The sequence below is a fragment of the Treponema sp. J25 genome, from assembly GCF_004343725.1.
Lineage (GTDB): Bacteria > Spirochaetota > Spirochaetia > Treponematales > Breznakiellaceae > J25.
Genome location: NZ_PTQW01000042.1, coordinates 42,385 through 58,492, shown reverse-complemented (window position 1 = coordinate 58,492; position 16,108 = coordinate 42,385). Strand labels below are relative to the sequence as shown.

The following is a 16,108-nucleotide window of genomic DNA, read 5'->3' as shown; positions in this document are numbered from 1 at the left end:
ACAGATGGTACGAAGCTTGTGGACCGGTGCTTCTGGCATGATTGGCCAGCAGGCCAACCTGGATACGATTTCCAATAACCTGGCCAACGTGAATACCTCGGGCTTTAAAAAGATGCGGGCTGATTTTGAGGACCTGCTGTATCAAACGGTGCGAACCGCCGGGACCCCTGCCACGGAGGATACGGTGGTTCCCGTGGGAGTCCAGATGGGTCACGGGGTAAAACTTGCGGCTACCCAGCGGCAGTTTACCCAGGGGGCCCTGCAAAATACCGAAAATGTCACCGATATGGCTATCCAGGGGGAAGGTTTTTTCAGGGTTCAACTATATGATGGGACCCTGGCCTACACCCGGGATGGATCCTTCAAGGTAGATTCCGATGGAAGATTAGTTACATCGAATGGGTATCACGTCCTGCCTGATATCGTGCTCCCCGAAGGGTTCCTCATCGAAACCTTAAGCGTTTCCCAGGACGGTCGGGTAACGGTGAAAATCCCCGGCCAGGACGATCCTATCCAGGTAGGGCAAATGGAACTCTATCGGTTCCCGAATCCCGTGGGACTTACGGCGATTGGGGAGAACCTGTTTAAGGTGACCAACGCCTCAGGACCAGCCATCGCGGGACGCCCTGGTTTTGATGGGATGGGAAAAATCGTGCACAAATTCCTTGAAATGTCCAATGTATCGGTGGTTCGGGAGATGGTAAACCTGATTGTGGCCCAGCGGGCCTACGAATTCAATTCAAAGACCATTCAAACCAGTGATAACATGCTGGGCATTGCCACAGGACTTAAACGGTAACCCTTATGCAGTCAGTTTCCCTTACATCACTGTTATACGAACAACCTTTCATAGGTAGCGGTGAACCCCTGGTCGAGAAAAAAGCGGAAAGCTCTGGGGGTTCCCCCTTTTCTGAGCTTCTTCTGCGGGCCCAGAAGGAAACCGAGGAAATGGCTAAAAAAGCCGCCCTTTCAAAGGCTGAATCACAGGGTTCATCCACGTCTCCCTCCTCAGAGGAGAAGCGCTCCCAATCTCCTGGGGTCCATATTGATAAAACGAGTAAACTCTACCAGGAATGCCAGGAACTGGAGGCCTTTGTGCTGAAGACCGTTCTCAACGGCCTACGAAAAACGGTAATGAAAAGTGAGCTTTTTGACACCGGTTTTGCCGGCAAGATGTACGAGGACATGCTCTACGATGAATACGCCGAAGAGCTTGCACAGAGTGGAGGTTTTGGACTTGCTGAACAGGCCTACCTTGAATTGACGGGGCAACGGGGGAAGGTTATAAATAAAACGATATAACTCAGAAAGGAGCGGCAGAGCGTGGCCCAGTATGGCAGACAGAAAATTCTCGGACGGATTGTGGTTCTCCTGGTTCTCATTGTGATTCTGGCACTCGGGGGAATAGTCTGGTTCGATTATCTCGGTGTAATCGATGCGAAGGCCTTTTTGCAACCCCTGTATCGGGTCTTGCGTCTTCCCACCCGAAGCCCCGGTGCAACGGGGGAGGCCCTGTCTCTCGATGCAGAACGGCTTGCCCTACGATTAGAAGAACTGGAACTCCGAAGTATCGAATTAGATAAGAAAGAAGAGGCCCTGAATAAACGACAGGCCGAGATTGAACAGATGGCCGCTGAATTAGAGGATCGCCAGAAAGCGTTAGATGAACGGGAAAAAACTTTTAACCTTACGGTACAACAGTTCGAAAATAGAAGGGTAAACGTCGAACAGAATTCCCGGTATCTGGTAGGGATGCCCCCCGATAAGGCGGTGAAAATCCTTATCGCGATGGATGACCAGGATATCATCGACGTATTCCGGATGACCGAGGAGATTGCCCAACGAGAAGGAAAGCAATCCCTGGTGGCGTACTGGCTTTCCCTTATGCCCCCCGAACGGGCGGCGGAACTGCAGCGAAAAATGGCAGGGAAGCCCCGTTCGGTACCGTAACCCTCGGGGGCTCTGAGCTAAAAGGCGAGTCGCAGAAGACCCTTCGTGGGCCGGGGAAGATGCCATGCGTAGAAAGTAAAAAAGCCCGCAAGCAAAGGGAGGCGGAACACGGAAGGAGGTTTATCCGTGGTAAGTGAAGTAACCCAAACACAGGAACTGAAAGGGGGAGAACAGCCAGTCTCCTTTGGGGACATTCCCGTTTCAAAAAGCAAAAAAAAGGGCTTTGCTTCGCCCTTTGAAGGACTGTTGGCTACGCTATTGCAGGGGAAAAAGTCGGGTCTTGCTGGCATTCCCCAGGGTGAATCAAGGGTAGATGGTAGGACGCCCGCTGAAGGGACCGAAAAAGGAGAGAAACCCCTCGCTCAGGGAACTCTGGTTTCCAAAAAAGAAAGAAACAAGTTCTCCGCCGCTGAAGATGTAGCGACAAGTCAGAACCTTTCCCGGAAAGAAAAAAAACAGGCCCAGGAAAGGGAGCCGCGAAGCCTGGGCGGTGAAAGTGCCCTGGTATTTATGCCCGCGGCTTCCCGGAAATTCCTCGGCATCGAGGAAACGGGGGAGGGGGGAAGGGGGGCACCGGGACTGCAAAGTAAAAAGAATGTCGCCGGACCGGGGGAGTTATCCCTTGCTTCCGGGCGGGCCCTTAAAAACTCCTTTGCCTATGGGGCTGAAGAAAAGAATCCCTTTGCTCTGGGAATGAAGATCCCGACCAGAACGAATGGAAATCCAGGCTCCATAGAAGAAAACCCCTCGTCAGAAAGGTTTTCGTCAGAACGCGTACCACAGTCTTCTCGCGAAAAGAAATCGAAAACCATCGAAATTCTTGATATGCGGCGGGGAAAAGCTTCTCTTGCCTCTGATACGACGACGGAACAGCCCTCTGAACGTGGAATAGGAGAAAAGAAACAGAATTCTACCAACAGCACCGGCGATCGTCCCATTGGAATGGCTACTCAGATGGGAATTGCGGATCGATTGGATGGAGGGAAGGAAGTCGGCAAAAATAGTCATGTTCCCTCTTTTCAATCTGTCCTGAGTCAGGAGGTCCAACAACAGCTGGTCTCAGAAATGGTACATCAGGCCTCCTTTATCATGAAAGATGGGGGAGAAGCCCTGATCCGACTTGCCTTGAAGCCGGAAAGCCTCGGAACCGTCAAGATTCGTCTGGAAATGACCGAAAATCATATTACCGGGAGAATCCTGGTAGACACCCCTGAAGCGCTCCGGGCCTTTGAACAGGAAATGGCCCAATTGGAACAGGCCTTTAGGGAAGGGGGCTTTGCCCAGGCCCATCTAGAATTGGGTCTTTCGAATGGAGGCGGGAACGGAAGTCCCGGCGGGAACCCCTTGGCGGGGGAGGGCCCCTTCTATTCGGAACGGCTTGTGGCTGGCCAGTATGCATCCCAGCAGGATGCCGGGACCATTTCCCTCGGTGTGGTAAGCCTCGAGGGAGGCATAAATCTTTTAGCATAGGAGGCATCGATGGAACTGAACACGACCCTTTCAAGCCAGGAACAGGCCCTGGTAAAGATGCAGGTGGATGCCTTCAATAAAACCCTGAATGAGGGGAAAAAACTATCCCAAAGTTTGGGGAAGGACGATTTTATTAAGATTCTTATCACCCAACTAACCCATCAGGATCCTACTGCCCCCATGGAAGATAAGGAATTTATTGCCCAAATGGCCCAGTTCTCTTCGTTGGAACAGATTACCAACATGGCCCAGGATTTTAATCGGCTTACGAACCTACTTATGGGAAGCGAGGCCACCGCGGCGTTGGGTAAAAAGGTGGACATCGTGGAAGGGGATAGGGTTGTTTCCGGGGTGGTAAAAGCCATAAGTCGGGGAGCGGTTCCCCAGGTGTTCGTCAATGGAAACTATTATAGCTGGGAAGCGGTCAGCAAGGTATATGAGGAGTAATGCCCTATGATGCGATCATTGTATTCAGGAGTTGCGGGTCTACAGAATCATCAGGTCCGGATGGATGTGTTAGGAAACAACATTGCAAACGTGAACACCACGGGGTTTAAAAAGGGCCGGGTGAATTTTCAGGACCTTTTGTACCAGCAGCTTTCCGGTGCTGCCCGTCCTACCGAAGAAGTAGGAGGGGTTAACCCCAAAGAAGTAGGTCTTGGGATGCTTATCGCTTCGATCGATACGATCCATACCCAGGGATCCCTTCAAACAACGGGGGTGCAAACAGACCTGGCGATTCAGGGGCAGGGCTTTTTCATCCTGAAAAATGGGGAAAAATCCTTTTATACCCGGGCGGGGGCCTTTTCGTTGGATCGGGACGGGCGCCTCGTGAACCCTGCCAATGGGCTTCGGGTCCAGGGCTGGATGGCCCGGGATGTGGAAGGTACCCAGCGGATCGATGTGTCCCGGGACATTGAAGACCTTATTATTCCGGTGGGATCGAAGGATCCCGCCAAGGCCACCACTTCGGTGAATTTTGCCTGTAACCTGGACAAGCGGACCCCCGAAATTCCAGAGAATGCCGGTCCTGCGGCGATCCTGGAAGGGACCTGGGGGACGGAATTTAAGATCTATGACAACTTTGGACAGGAGCATATTCTGCGGGTAGATTTTACGCGGGTCCCGGGACAGAACAATAGCTGGCAGGCCACGGTGGTTATCGACCCGGAAAGCCCTACTCCTACCAGAACCGCGGTGGCCATTGGTACCGGGCCTACCACCCCCGGCGCTGCCAATACCTTTACGGTGAATTTTTCTAACCTGGGGACCCTGGCGGGGGCGGTGGACGCCAACGGAAACGCCTCTGCGGCGGAGGGGGATGTGAATGTCCGGGTAGCCTTTGATGTGCTCGGTTCTACACCGGGGCCCGACGGACAGCCCCTCCGGCAGGAGTTCAATATCAACCTGGGGCGTATTGGGAGTGTGGTAAACACGGTTACCCAGTTTGCCGAAAAGAGCTCTACCAAGGCATTTATGCAGGATGGCTACCCCATGGGATATCTGGAGAACTTTAAGATCGATCAGAGTGGGGTGATCACCGGCGTATATTCCAATGGTACGAATCGGCTTATCGGTCAGGTGGCGATGGCAAGTTTTACGAATCCCATGGGGCTCGAAAAGACCGGTGAAAACACCTACGTGGTATCGAATAACTCAGGGCTTCCCAATATCAGTCCCAGTGGTATCGCCGGTAAGGGTAAAATCATCGCGGGGGCCCTGGAAATGTCCAACGTGGACCTGGCAGAACAATTCACCGATATGATTGTTACCCAGCGGGGATTCCAGGCAAACTCCAAAACGATCCAGACCTCGGATCAGATGTTGCAGGAACTCCTGACGCTGAAACGGTAAAAACGTAAAGGATGTCCATGGGTAAAGGGGCCGCAGAAAAGCGGCCTTTAACTTTAACAGGATGATGGACATACCCGATACTCCGTTGTAGAATAGGAGCGAATATGATACGCGTAACACGCCTTGATGGTACGGAGTATTACATTAATCCTCATCAGATTGAATCGATGGAAACCACCCCCGATACAACCCTTATTATGTTATCGGGTAAGCATGTGGTGATCCGGGAACGGCCAGAGGAAATCATCGAGCGCATCGTGGCGTATCGACAGCGTATCGGGGGCTTTAAAAACGAGGAGTAGGACCGCATATGGACTTAGCGACGATTATTGGGCTTGTTGGGGCCTTTGCAATGCTGGTCATGGCTATTTTTACGTCCGGGGGTACCATCATGACCTATGTGGATATTCCCTCGGTGTTTATGACTATTGTTGGGTCCTATTTTGCGTTGTTTACCAGTTACTCCATGTCCGATGTCCTCGGGGTATTCAAAATCATTGGGCTTACCATGAGGGTCCCCAAATTTGGGGAACAGGCAATTATTACTAAACTCATGTCCTTTGCAGAAAAGGCCCGAAGGGAAGGGATCCTGGCCCTGGAAGAAGAATTAGAGGATCTGGATGATGAATTCATGAAGAAGGGGCTGCGCCTCGTGGTTGATGGAAGTGATGTGGAAATTATCCGGACCCTTATGGAAAATGAATTGAACGCCATGCAGGCTCGCCATGCCTACCGTATTGGTATCATCGATGCATGGTCAAAACTGGCCCCCGGTATGGGAATGCTCGGAACCGTAACGGGTCTTATCGCCATGATGAAAAATCTGGAAGACAAAAGCCAGATTGGTCCTAACATGGCCGTCGCCCTGGTTACCACCTTTTATGGGGCCATCATGGCAAACATGGTGCTCATTCCTATCATGACTAAACTAAAAAGTCATGATGCGGCGGAAACCCAGGTAAAAGAGATGATTATCGAAGGGGTCCTTTCTATTCAAGCGGGAGATAATCCTCGGATTCTGGCCCTTAAACTGCTGTCCTACCTTGATCCTGTCACTCGTAAGAGTGTAGAAGCGGAGATCCTTAAGGATTAATGTATGGCCCGAAAGAAAAAACAGGAAGAAGGCGGCGGGGGTGGGGGGGCTCCTGAATGGCTCGTAACCTATTCAGACATGGTTACCCTTTTGCTGTGTTTCTTCGTGGCCCTCTTTAATGTTTCTGAAGTGGATGAGGTCCAACTCCAGCAGATGATTTCTGCCCTTAACAACCTCGGGATGGGTCCTGCCGAGGGCGGGGCTACCCTCACGGCAGGAAAAAGTGCTGACCTCGGAAATACCATCATGTCCCTTCCTTCTATGGAAAAAGGAAAGTCCCTCTCTACGGCAAAGAAAAAAGCCACGAGCCTTTTTGCACCGGAAATAAAATCGAACAAGGTACGCATTAGTTCCGATGAACGGGGCCTCGTGATCACCCTTGCTTCAGACGCTTTTTTCCGTCCTGCCAGTGCGGAAATCAATATAGAAGAAACCCGGGATATTTTGTTACGCCTAGGATCGCTTCTTAATTCGCCGGATTTGGCAGGTCGAAAGTTCCGCATCGAAGGTCATACCGACTCGATGCCGGTGGATCCAGCCGGTCCCTGGCCATCAAACTGGGAACTTTCCGCTGCTCGATCTATCAATGTGTTAAAGTTTCTTACCGATATTGGAATAGAGGAGAAGCGATTCCAGGTAGCTGGCTTTGCTGATACGGTACCCCTGGCGAGTAATGATACACCGGAAGGACGGGCCTATAATCGACGGGTAGATATCGTGATTCTTGACGAAGGTCACCTGTAATCGCTCTCTTTAGGATTAAAAAGAACATGCCGGTTTGCATTTCCAGGTAAAATAGGATATTATAAGGCGATGAACCGGTGGTATCGGAGGATGAGCGATGGCGGATGATCAAGAATTGAATCTTGATGAAGGTGAGTCTCAGGGAGGAGAAGGGGCCCCCCGAAAAGCCTCCGGATTGGGAGGGTTGCTTCCCACGATTCTTAAATTTGTGGCCATAGGATTGGGAGCCCTCATATTCATCGTTACTGTTTCTGTAATCACGTACCGGGTTATGAGCGGTTCCGGTAAACCCCAAACCATTGTGGAGCCCGCGAGCCCCTACGCAGCAAAAAAGCCCGAATATTCCTGGTTCACCAGCATTGGTCAGGTACGAACGAGAACCAAGGACCCCACGCCCTATTCGGTGGTGGTTACGGTGGTGTTGGGTTATGATTTAAACGATAAAAATGCCCAGACCGAATTGACAAACCGGCTTTATCAATTGAAAGATTTTATCCGGAATTATTTCAGCAGTAAGTATGCGGAGGATCTTCGGCCAGAAAACGAAGAGAAACTGAAGATTGAAATTCGCAATTTCATAAATGACAATATTTTACAAAAATCCCGAATTCGGGAAGTATTATTCCAGCAACTGGATGTGATGGAAATGTAGGAGCAAAGGAATAACTATGACAGAAGTCCTTTCCCAGGAAGAAATAGATCAGCTTCTCACAGCCATCAATGCGGGAGAGGCAGAACCGGAGGAATTTAAACCCGCGGCGGATACCCGTAAAATCAAAATTTATGATTTTAAGCGGCCTGATAAATTTTCCAAAGAACAGATCCGCACCGTTTCTATCATGCACGAGACCTTTGCCCGGCTTACCACCACTTCCCTTTCAGCCTATTTGCGGAGCATGGTTCATGTGCATGTGGCCTCGGTAGATCAGCTTACCTACGAAGAATTTATCCGGTCCATTCCTACTCCTACAACGCTGGCTATCATCAACATGGACCCCCTGAAGGGGAATGCTATTTTAGAGATCGATCCGGCGGTTACCTTTTCGATTATTGATCGACTTTTTGGGGGGACCGGCGAAGGGACCAAGGTGCAGCATGAACTCACGGATATAGAACAGTCTGTTATGGAAGGGATCATCGTCCGTATTCTGGGAAACATGCGGGAAGCCTGGTCCCAGGTTATTGACCTCCGTCCCCGGCTCGGGCAGATCGACACGAATCCCCAGTTTGCCCAGATCGTGCCTCCCTCTGAAATGGTGGTGCTGGTTACCCTGGAGACGAAGGTGGGAGAGGTAGAAGGAATGATGAACTTTTGTATCCCCTACCTCACTATTGAGCCCATTATTGGAAAACTTTCGGCCCAGTACTGGTATTCCTCGGTTCGACGGGGTACCACTACCGAAAACCTGAATATCTTAAAAGATAAACTTTCCACGGTGGATATTACCGTGGTGGCGGAGGTGGGGCGGATCCAGATTCCTGTCCGGGATGTGCTCTCCTTAAAAGTGGGCGACGTAATCCGCTTGTACAATGTCCGGGTCGGCGATCCCATGACGCTTAATATTGGTAACAAGAAGAAATTCCTGTGCCGACCAGGGGTGGTAGGAAAAAAAATGGCGGTACAGATAGTAAAGAAACTTGCGGAGCTTGAACAGGAAGAATTTGAAGAGCTCGCATCAGAAGGGGAGGAAAGCGTATGAGCGATGGCGCACTTTCGCAGGATGAGATAGATGCCCTGTTAGCGGGTGTTGATTCAAGCAGTTTTGGAATCCCCTCTGGCGGTGGATCTGCTTCTTTAGATGAAGGGGTGCGATCGGCGTTACAGGATTTTATCACCGGTACCTTGCCGACCCAGTCGTCGAACCTTTCGATGATGACGGGTACGACGGTCTCACTGCAGCTGACGGGGGTCGATGGCACTAACCGGGAAGCCTTTTTACAAAAAGTAACCGATATGGCGGTAGCGGTAAAAGTAGATTTTACCGCCGGCTTATCGGGGGAACATATGTTTGTGTTCCCTGAAGAAGGGGCTCGAAAAATTGCCAGCCTCATGAACCATGAGGAAAATATCGAACTGGACGATATGGCCCTTTCGGTGATAGGGGAAGTGGTAAGCCAGATCACGGGTACCCAGATTACGGCCCTTACCGAAAAAACAGGAAACAAGACTATCACTTCCACATCTCCTGACGCGACCCATGTGCCCAAAGCGGTGGTAGCCTTACCGGCAGGAGATTTTGTTCGGATTAGCTATACCATGAAATTTAGCGATGGGGTGGAAATTCCCCTCTGGGAAGTGCTGGGTATGTCGGTGGCCACTGCTATCGCGAGTTCCCTTGGGGCGAGCCCCCGGGCGACGGCGGGTGCTGCGATGGGAATGATGGGTATGGGCGCCCCTGTGGCAGGGGCGGTTCCTCCCGGAATAGGTGGATCCATGGCGAGCCCCGTTGGCGCTGGAGGAATGGCTATGGGGCCTGCCATGACCGGTGGTGCTATGGCGCAAGGTGGGTACGGCATGATGCCAGGGCAGGCCATGTTTGGCCCCATGCCGGCTCAGCAGCCTATGCCGGCGATGGGGGCCTATGGGGCTCCCCTGCAAACCCCCAGCGTTCAGCCCGTTCAATTCCCTTCATTGACTCCCCAGATGGGGCCTGCCGAACAGGGGAATATCGGTCTCATTATGGATGTGTACATGGAACTCACCGTGGAGCTCGGGAGGACAAAAAAACTTATTAAAGAAATCCTCGGAATGGGGGAAGGCACCATTATTGAATTGGATAAACTGGCCGGTGAGCCCGTGGACATCCTGGTAAACCACAAATTGATTGCCAAAGGAGAAGTGGTAGTCATAGATGAAAATTTTGGTGTCCGGGTTACCGAGATTGTTTCGCCCATGGAACGGATGAGTGATATGGGTTAAGCCCGGAATGGGAGGGGACATTGAAAAAGATGCTACTCGTGGGGTCCTTGGCGATCCTTCTGGGAATGATGGGATATGGCCAGACGGGGGCGGAGGGCCCTGCTATTGGGGATACTCAAAACCAGAGGGTCGATGAACGGACCCTTACCATCGAAGAGCCGTCGCCGGCTGCTGCAACGGTACAAAATCCTTTTTCCTTCTGGACTGTTTTTCGCCTCGTCATTATCCTTGCGGTGGTAGCAGCCGCAGTATATGGGGTGGTCTACTTTTTTAGGCGCCTTTCTCGACCTACCCAGCAGGAAGCATCGAATCTTCGTCTGGTGGCCTCGGTGCATCTGGGTTCGAATCGTTTTGTGCATGTGGTAGCCCTGGGCAGAAAGGCCTACCTCGTAGGGGCCAGTGATGGGGGAGTGCACCCTATTGCGGAAATAGATGACCAAGAAACCCTGGACGCCCTTTTCCTTGAAGAATCGGAACAACAGGCCCGCCGGTCCCAGCGGGCCCTCGATTTTAAAAAGATCTTAGCCTCCTGGGGCTACGGAAAGGGAACCGGTGGGAAGGTTCACAAAGAAGCTCTGGAAGCAGAGGAAATCCGAAAACAACGGGAACGACTCAAGAGGTTACAATCATGAAAGGAAGAGGCCTGTTCTTCCTTTTGGTGGGCATGTTTCTTTGTGTAAGCGGCCCCCTTTTTGCACAGCAACAAAATCAGAGTAATTTCCCCGGCCGTTCCACCCAGGGGACGGTGAATGTTCCCACTCCGCCGGCCCCGCCGGTGGTTCCCTTTATCGATCTTACCATTCGTAATCCCGCCAGTGGCCGGGAAGTGGCCTTTTCGATCCAGTTGCTCCTATTGCTTACGGTTCTTTCCCTTGCCCCGAGCATCCTTATTTTGATGACGAGCTTCCTCCGCATCTCTATCGTTCTGGATTTTATTAAGCGGGCCCTTTCGCTGCAGCAGGCTCCTCCAAACCAGGTGATATTGGGAATTTCCTTTTTCATGACCCTCTTTATCATGTGGCCCACCTTTGAAACGATCTATACCCGGTCGTTTAAGCCCCTTTCGGAGGGAAAGATCGGCGTAGAAGAGGCCTACCGGGAAGCGGAACAGCCCTTACGGCTTTTTATGTATAATCAGATGCGGAATAAGACGGGCACCAATAACATCCGCCTTTTCATGGCCATGCGGGGGCTTCCCAAGCCTAACACCCTGGCAGATGTTCCTACCTATGTGCTTATTCCTGCATTCATCCTGAATGAACTTACGGTGGCTTTTAAGATAGGTATCCTCTTGTACATTCCCTTCATTGTCATCGATATGGTGGTGGCCAGCGCTCTCATGTCGATGGGGATGATCATGTTGCCACCGGTAATGATCTCCATGCCCTTTAAACTTATTCTTTTTGTTTTGGTTGATGGGTGGAGTCTCCTTACAGAACAGCTTATTCGTTCCTTTGGATAAGCAAAGGTCACCAAGAATGGGGGCCCTCGGCCATGGCCCCCATTGAAAAAAGAGGAAGAAGAGGTAAACCAATGAGTATTGGTGATATTGTGACCCTTATGCGGGGAGGAATTTTTCAGATTCTTCTGCTTTCAGCTCCTATTTTGTTCACGGCCCTGCTGGTGGGTCTTATTGTCTCTATCCTTCAGGCCACCACCAGTATTCAGGAGCAGACCCTTACCTTTGTACCGAAAATCCTGGCCATTCTGTTTGTGCTGGCCTTCCTGGGGGGCTTTATGTTTAGTTCCCTGGGAGATTATACGGTTCAGCTTTTTAAGATGATTCCTTTGATGGTAAAATAGAAAAGGAAAAAAGTAGCATGGATGGAAAAGAGGGACCACAACCATGATAGGTCGTATTCCACGGGGAAAGAAAAAACGGGGGGCAACAAAAAGAAATATTCCTGTTTCTGGGGGAGGGAAACTCCTATCATGCTAGAGGAAATACTGGCCAAGGCTCCCCTGTTTATTCTTATTGCAACCCGGGCCTTAGCCCTTATCGAGACAGCCCCGCTGCTTTCTTCCGATGCGATACCCCAGGTCGCTAAGGTTGCCCTGGCAGGTTTTTCTGCCTTTGTGATTTTTCCCCAGGCCCCTCAACTCGCCCTTCCATCGGATGCTTTAAACCTAACGTTCCTTTTTATGGTGATTGGAGAGGCCCTGATCGGGGTTATCCTGGGATTTTTCCTTACTATCGTGTATTCCGCCTTTGCTTCGGCGGGCCAATTCTTTTCTCTCCAGATGGGCTTTGGGGCATCCGAAACCTACGATCCCCTGGCCCAGATAGAAAACCCCCTTCTTGGGCAGTACCTGAACATCATCGGTATGCTTACCTTTGTTTCCATCGAAGGGTTTCAACAGCTTTTTCAGGGGGGCCTCCTCCGATCGTTTCAGACCCTTTCGGTAAGCGCCCTGGTGACGGGGCGGGAAGGGGTTTTTAAGCTACTCCTAGGGGGCCTGGTGAATCTCTTCATCGATGCCTTGGTCATATCCATGCCTATTTTGGGAACCCTTTTCCTCGTATCCCTGGCCATGGGACTCCTGTCTCGGGCGGCTCCTCAAATCAATATCCTTACGGAAGGGTTTCCCCTTTCAATCACGGTGGCCTACATTCTTATCCTGGTAAGCATGCCCTTTCTTATTGAGTCCTTTGCCTACGTGATTAACCGGGGTTTTTTTGAACTCGAAAGTTTCCTGGCCAAGGTAGGGCGCAGCATATGAGGCAAAATACGGTGGATTTCAGAATGCTGTTTCCGGCCCCCTCTGTCGGTGGAGGATCGGAGGATAAAAAGTTCAAAGAGATGCAGAGGAACAAGGGGTTTGAACCACACGGTCCGCAACGTGAGGTGGACCCCCGGTTACTGCGGGCCCTGGCTATTGATCTTCAATGGTTTGCAGCGGAAGACGAAGGCCGAACCGAAGAACCCTCAGAGTACAAGATCCGCAAGGCCCGAGAAGAGGGCCGGGTCGCCAAAAGTCATGAGTTGGTAGGAGCCCTGGTATTGCTGATGCCCGCTCTGGTACTGCTTTTTTTGGGCCCTTCCATGTTTACTACCTGTCTTGAATTGCTTCGTTTTTTCTTTACCCGGCTTACCGATCTGGATCCTACAAAGGATGGACAGGTGTATGAAATCTTCATCTCGTATTTTCTGCGCCTCGCCCTTCCCATCATGCTGGTGGCGCTGGTGGCAGGGATTTTTGCGAACCTTGTCCAGGTAGGCTTTTTGTTCACCACGAAACCCCTGACCCCAAAATTTTCAAAAATTGTCCCCCGATTGGGAACCTATTTTCAGCGGACCCTTTTTTCTATCGAAGGGCTCTTCAATTTTGCTAAATCGCTGGTAAAAATTGCTATCATCGGGGTCGTTTCATATCTGACGATTAGTTCGAAGTTTGCTCAGCTTGTTTCCCTTGAGCGGGCAAACCTCTGGACCGGTTTTACGGTGGTCTCGGAACTGGCGATTCGCCTCCTTATTACGGCAGCCCTTTTGTTACTGGTGTTATCGGTGCCAGATTATCTTTTTCAGCGCTGGCAGTATCGGGAATCCTTAAAAATGACAAGGGAAGAGGTAAAGGAAGAACGAAAGATGTACGAGGGGGATCCCCTCATCAAAAGCAGGCTCCGGCAACGGATGCGGGAACTTCTTTCGCGGAACATGGTGGCCAATGTGCCAAAGGCGGATGTGGTTATTACGAACCCGACCCACTATGCGGTAGCCCTGGAGTGGAACGAGACTACCATGACTGCCCCCATGGTGACTGCCAAAGGGGCCGATGAAATGGCCCTCCGGATCCGGAAAATTGCGGAGGAAAACGATGTACCGATCGTAGAAAACAAGCCTCTTGCCCGGGCCTTATATGCAGAAACGGAGATTGGGGATATAATACCAGAAAAGTACTATCAGGCTATTGCCACAATCCTGGCCCATGTGTACAAACTACAAAAGGGTCGGAATAAAAAGGCCGTATAAAGGGTGGGTAGGATGGTATGTCCGATGCACGGCGAATAGTAAGTGCCGCTTTTGTCAATAATTCAAGCGATCTCTTTGTAGCCCTCGGGGTGGTGCTCGTCGTGGTGATGCTTATTGTGCCACTTCCCACGGTGCTCTTGGATGCGCTTATGGCCATGAACCTGGTATTGTCGCTTCTTATTCTCCTCATTGTCCTGTACACCAAGCGACCGGTAGAATTTAGCATCTTCCCTACCATTCTCCTCGTGGCTACCGTTTTTGGATTAGCCCTCAATGTTTCCTCAACCCGGCTTATCCTTTCAAAGGGGATGAAATTTGATGGAAAGATGATCAAGGCCTTTGCCTCCTTTGTGGTGGGTTCCGGTGGTACCGAGGGGCTTGTGATTGGTTTTGTGATTTTTATTGTTATCATTGCGGTCCAGGCCATCGTTATTACCAAAGGGGCCACCCGGGTTGCCGAAGTGGCTGCCCGTTTTGCTTTGGATGCCCTGCCCGGAAAGCAGATGGCTATCGAAGCGGAGTACAACTCAGGGGCCATTACCGAAGAAGAGGCCCATAAAAAAAAGATGGAACTCCAGCGGGAGGCCGATTTTTACGGGGCCATGGATGGGGCCAGTAAATTTGTTTCTGGGAACGTAAAGGTCGGTATCTTTATCACCATTGTGAACGTTCTGGGGGGCCTTATCATAGGGATGACCCTTCATGGGGAACCATTCCTTACGGCCCTGGGAACCTATACCACCTTTACCATTGGGGATGGGCTCCTTTCCCAGTTCCCGGCCCTCCTTATTTCTACAGCTACGGGTATCATTGTAACCCGTTCGATTTCTGAAGGCACCTTTGGTGCCGATGTAGCAAAGCAATTTTCGCAGGATGCCCGCATTTATTGGATCGCCGCCTTTGTCCTCGCGGGCTTTGCTTTGCTTCCGGGATTCCCCTGGTATGTGCTTATTCCCCTGGCGGGCTTTATGGCCTTTACGGCCTATCGGCTTGGTCAGACCCATCTGAAACAGGCAGAGGCGGATAAAGTAAAAGCCGCCCAGGCCAAACGTCCCCCCGAAGAAGGGGAGTTGTCCCCGGTGGTTCCCCTGGATCCCCTTTCCCTGGAATTAGGGTATGGGCTTATTCCTCTGGTGGATCGAGATAAGGGGGCGGAACTCCTGGAGCGGGTCCACCGGATTCGTCGGGAATCGGCCCTGGATTTGGGACTCGTGATTCCTCGGATCCGTATCATCGATAATATGCGGTTAGAACCCTCAGAATATTGTTTTAAGATTAAGGGGGTTGATGTGGGACGGGGGAAGATCCGAATGGGGTACTTCCTTTGCATCAATCCTGGAGGGGTTACCGAAGATATCGGGGGAGAAAAGACGCGGGATCCCGCCTTTGGGCTCCCTGCGGTGTGGATCAGCGAAGATAAACGGGATCAGGCGGAACGGGCAGGGTATACCGTGGTGGATCCGCCTTCTATTATTGCAACCCATTTAACCGAAATCATTAAGCGCCATGCGGCGGAAATCTTAGGACGGCAAGAAACCCAGGGAATCCTGGAAACCCTTAAAAAGGAATATCCCGCGGTGGTGGAGGAGGCGCAGAAACTCCTTTCCCTGGGAGAAATCCAGAAGGTGCTCCAGGCCTTGCTGCGGGAACAGGTGTCGATCCGGAACATGGTGGCCATTTTGGAGGCCCTCGCCGATTACGGGGGCATTACCAAGGATACCCAGTTCCTTACGGAAAAGGCCCGTCAGGCCCTGGCCCGGCAGATTTGTCTTCAGTATGCCGATGAAGAACGGGTACTGCGGGTATTGACCCTGGAACAGTCGCTGGAACAGAAAATAATCGATAGCCGGGTCGAAACTTCAAGCGGAACCGTGGCGGTTCTGGAGCCGGCGGTCCAGCGGGCCTGGATTAAGGCCCTGTCCCGGTCGGTGGCGGCCATGCAAGAGCGGGGACTCATTCCCATCATCCTGTGTTCAGAGGCGGCCCGCCCCCTGGTAAAATCCAGCACCGAACGGGAGCTACCGGACCTCGTGGTGTTGTCGGTGCCGGAGATTGTCCCGGATGTTACGGTGGAAGCGGTAGGTGAAATACGATTAGAAGAATGAG

At 51.5% G+C, this 16,108-nt stretch carries 18 protein-coding genes; all 18 read left to right on the top strand.

Annotated features, from left to right (window positions below; all coding sequences use genetic code 11):
* The first annotated feature begins 4 nt into the window (after positions 1-4).
* The 18 genes from flgG (at position 5) to flhA (ending at position 16,107) form a co-directional block, all read left to right on the top strand.
* Positions 5-799, top strand: coding sequence for a flagellar basal-body rod protein FlgG (gene flgG / locus C5O22_RS12075; RefSeq protein WP_132782157.1), 795 nt, complete (start codon positions 5-7; stop codon positions 797-799).
* A 149-nt stretch (positions 800-948) separates the two neighbouring features.
* Positions 949-1,302, top strand: a complete 354-nt coding sequence (locus C5O22_RS12070; protein WP_132782155.1) for a rod-binding protein — start codon at positions 949-951, stop codon at positions 1,300-1,302.
* 21 nt (positions 1,303-1,323) lie between these two features.
* Entirely contained in the window at positions 1,324-1,950 is a 627-nt protein-coding gene (locus tag C5O22_RS12065; protein ID WP_132782153.1) for a periplasmic-type flagellar collar protein FlbB, read from the top strand.
* A 126-nt stretch (positions 1,951-2,076) separates the two neighbouring features.
* Complete coding sequence (locus C5O22_RS12060) at positions 2,077-3,420, top strand: flagellar hook-length control protein FliK (RefSeq protein WP_132782152.1); 1,344 nt, start codon at positions 2,077-2,079, stop codon at positions 3,418-3,420.
* 9 nt (positions 3,421-3,429) lie between these two features.
* Positions 3,430-3,867: a flagellar hook assembly protein FlgD gene (flgD, locus tag C5O22_RS12055; protein ID WP_132782150.1), complete on the top strand. Its 438-nt coding sequence runs from the start codon at positions 3,430-3,432 to the stop codon at positions 3,865-3,867.
* A 6-nt stretch (positions 3,868-3,873) separates the two neighbouring features.
* Positions 3,874-5,274 (top strand): flagellar hook protein FlgE, encoded by a 1,401-nt coding sequence (gene flgE, locus C5O22_RS12050; protein WP_132782149.1) that lies wholly within the window; start codon positions 3,874-3,876, stop codon positions 5,272-5,274.
* Between the two features lie 104 nt (positions 5,275-5,378).
* Positions 5,379-5,576, top strand: coding sequence for a flagellar FlbD family protein (locus C5O22_RS12045; protein WP_132782147.1), 198 nt, complete (start codon positions 5,379-5,381; stop codon positions 5,574-5,576).
* Between the two features lie 8 nt (positions 5,577-5,584).
* The gene (locus C5O22_RS12040) at positions 5,585-6,367 is read left to right on the top strand and encodes a motility protein A (RefSeq protein ID WP_132782145.1); all 783 of its coding nucleotides are present in this window, start codon (positions 5,585-5,587) and stop codon (positions 6,365-6,367) included.
* 3 nt (positions 6,368-6,370) lie between these two features.
* Positions 6,371-7,111: a flagellar motor protein MotB gene (gene motB / locus C5O22_RS12035; protein WP_132782143.1), complete on the top strand. Its 741-nt coding sequence runs from the start codon at positions 6,371-6,373 to the stop codon at positions 7,109-7,111.
* A 97-nt stretch (positions 7,112-7,208) separates the two neighbouring features.
* The gene (locus C5O22_RS12030; RefSeq protein ID WP_132782141.1) at positions 7,209-7,763 is read left to right on the top strand and encodes a flagellar basal body-associated FliL family protein; all 555 of its coding nucleotides are present in this window, start codon (positions 7,209-7,211) and stop codon (positions 7,761-7,763) included.
* Between the two features lie 16 nt (positions 7,764-7,779).
* Positions 7,780-8,811, top strand: a complete 1,032-nt coding sequence (fliM, locus tag C5O22_RS12025) for a flagellar motor switch protein FliM (protein ID WP_132782140.1) — start codon at positions 7,780-7,782, stop codon at positions 8,809-8,811.
* Entirely contained in the window at positions 8,808-10,031 is a 1,224-nt protein-coding gene (gene fliN, locus C5O22_RS12020; RefSeq protein WP_132782138.1) for a flagellar motor switch protein FliN, read from the top strand. Before fliM ends, fliN begins: the two co-directional genes overlap by 4 nt.
* A gap of 29 nt (positions 10,032-10,060) precedes the next feature.
* Positions 10,061-10,663 (top strand): flagellar biosynthetic protein FliO, encoded by a 603-nt coding sequence (locus C5O22_RS12015; protein ID WP_243692942.1) that lies wholly within the window; start codon positions 10,061-10,063, stop codon positions 10,661-10,663.
* Positions 10,660-11,493: a flagellar type III secretion system pore protein FliP gene (fliP, locus tag C5O22_RS12010; protein ID WP_486389499.1), complete on the top strand. Its 834-nt coding sequence runs from the start codon at positions 10,660-10,662 to the stop codon at positions 11,491-11,493. Before C5O22_RS12015 ends, fliP begins: the two co-directional genes overlap by 4 nt.
* Positions 11,494-11,564: 71 nt before the next feature.
* Positions 11,565-11,834 carry a flagellar biosynthesis protein FliQ gene (gene fliQ, locus C5O22_RS12005; protein ID WP_132782135.1) on the top strand — a complete coding sequence of 90 codons (270 nt, stop codon included), beginning with the start codon at positions 11,565-11,567 and terminating at the stop codon, positions 11,832-11,834.
* A gap of 129 nt (positions 11,835-11,963) precedes the next feature.
* Positions 11,964-12,752 carry a flagellar biosynthetic protein FliR gene (gene fliR / locus C5O22_RS12000; RefSeq protein WP_132782134.1) on the top strand — a complete coding sequence of 263 codons (789 nt, stop codon included), beginning with the start codon at positions 11,964-11,966 and terminating at the stop codon, positions 12,750-12,752.
* Positions 12,749-14,002: a flagellar biosynthesis protein FlhB gene (gene flhB / locus C5O22_RS11995; RefSeq protein WP_243692939.1), complete on the top strand. Its 1,254-nt coding sequence runs from the start codon at positions 12,749-12,751 to the stop codon at positions 14,000-14,002. The genes fliR and flhB overlap by 4 nt, the downstream gene beginning before the upstream one ends.
* A gap of 17 nt (positions 14,003-14,019) precedes the next feature.
* The gene (gene flhA, locus C5O22_RS11990; RefSeq protein WP_132782132.1) at positions 14,020-16,107 is read left to right on the top strand and encodes a flagellar biosynthesis protein FlhA; all 2,088 of its coding nucleotides are present in this window, start codon (positions 14,020-14,022) and stop codon (positions 16,105-16,107) included.
* Position 16,108 lies beyond the last annotated feature (1 nt).

What these genes read in the sequence shown, in the direction of transcription:
- fliR (WP_132782134.1), top strand. Translation starts at nt 11,964, where the DNA reads ATGCTAGAGGAAATACTGGCCAAGGCTCCCCTGTTTATTCTTATTGCA.
- flgD (WP_132782150.1), top strand. Translation starts at nt 3,430, where the DNA reads ATGGAACTGAACACGACCCTTTCAAGCCAGGAACAGGCCCTGGTAAAG.
- C5O22_RS12040 (WP_132782145.1), top strand. Translation starts at nt 5,585, where the DNA reads ATGGACTTAGCGACGATTATTGGGCTTGTTGGGGCCTTTGCAATGCTG.
- fliP (WP_486389499.1), top strand. Translation starts at nt 10,660, where the DNA reads ATGAAAGGAAGAGGCCTGTTCTTCCTTTTGGTGGGCATGTTTCTTTGT.
- fliQ (WP_132782135.1), top strand. Translation starts at nt 11,565, where the DNA reads ATGAGTATTGGTGATATTGTGACCCTTATGCGGGGAGGAATTTTTCAG.
- C5O22_RS12030 (WP_132782141.1), top strand. Translation starts at nt 7,209, where the DNA reads ATGGCGGATGATCAAGAATTGAATCTTGATGAAGGTGAGTCTCAGGGA.
- flgE (WP_132782149.1), top strand. Translation starts at nt 3,874, where the DNA reads ATGATGCGATCATTGTATTCAGGAGTTGCGGGTCTACAGAATCATCAG.
- C5O22_RS12045 (WP_132782147.1), top strand. Translation starts at nt 5,379, where the DNA reads ATGATACGCGTAACACGCCTTGATGGTACGGAGTATTACATTAATCCT.
- fliN (WP_132782138.1), top strand. Translation starts at nt 8,808, where the DNA reads ATGAGCGATGGCGCACTTTCGCAGGATGAGATAGATGCCCTGTTAGCG.
- C5O22_RS12015 (WP_243692942.1), top strand. Translation starts at nt 10,061, where the DNA reads ATGCTACTCGTGGGGTCCTTGGCGATCCTTCTGGGAATGATGGGATAT.
- motB (WP_132782143.1), top strand. Translation starts at nt 6,371, where the DNA reads ATGGCCCGAAAGAAAAAACAGGAAGAAGGCGGCGGGGGTGGGGGGGCT.
- flhB (WP_243692939.1), top strand. Translation starts at nt 12,749, where the DNA reads ATGAGGCAAAATACGGTGGATTTCAGAATGCTGTTTCCGGCCCCCTCT.
- C5O22_RS12070 (WP_132782155.1), top strand. Translation starts at nt 949, where the DNA reads ATGGCTAAAAAAGCCGCCCTTTCAAAGGCTGAATCACAGGGTTCATCC.
- flhA (WP_132782132.1), top strand. Translation starts at nt 14,020, where the DNA reads ATGTCCGATGCACGGCGAATAGTAAGTGCCGCTTTTGTCAATAATTCA.
- flgG (WP_132782157.1), top strand. Translation starts at nt 5, where the DNA reads ATGGTACGAAGCTTGTGGACCGGTGCTTCTGGCATGATTGGCCAGCAG.
- fliM (WP_132782140.1), top strand. Translation starts at nt 7,780, where the DNA reads ATGACAGAAGTCCTTTCCCAGGAAGAAATAGATCAGCTTCTCACAGCC.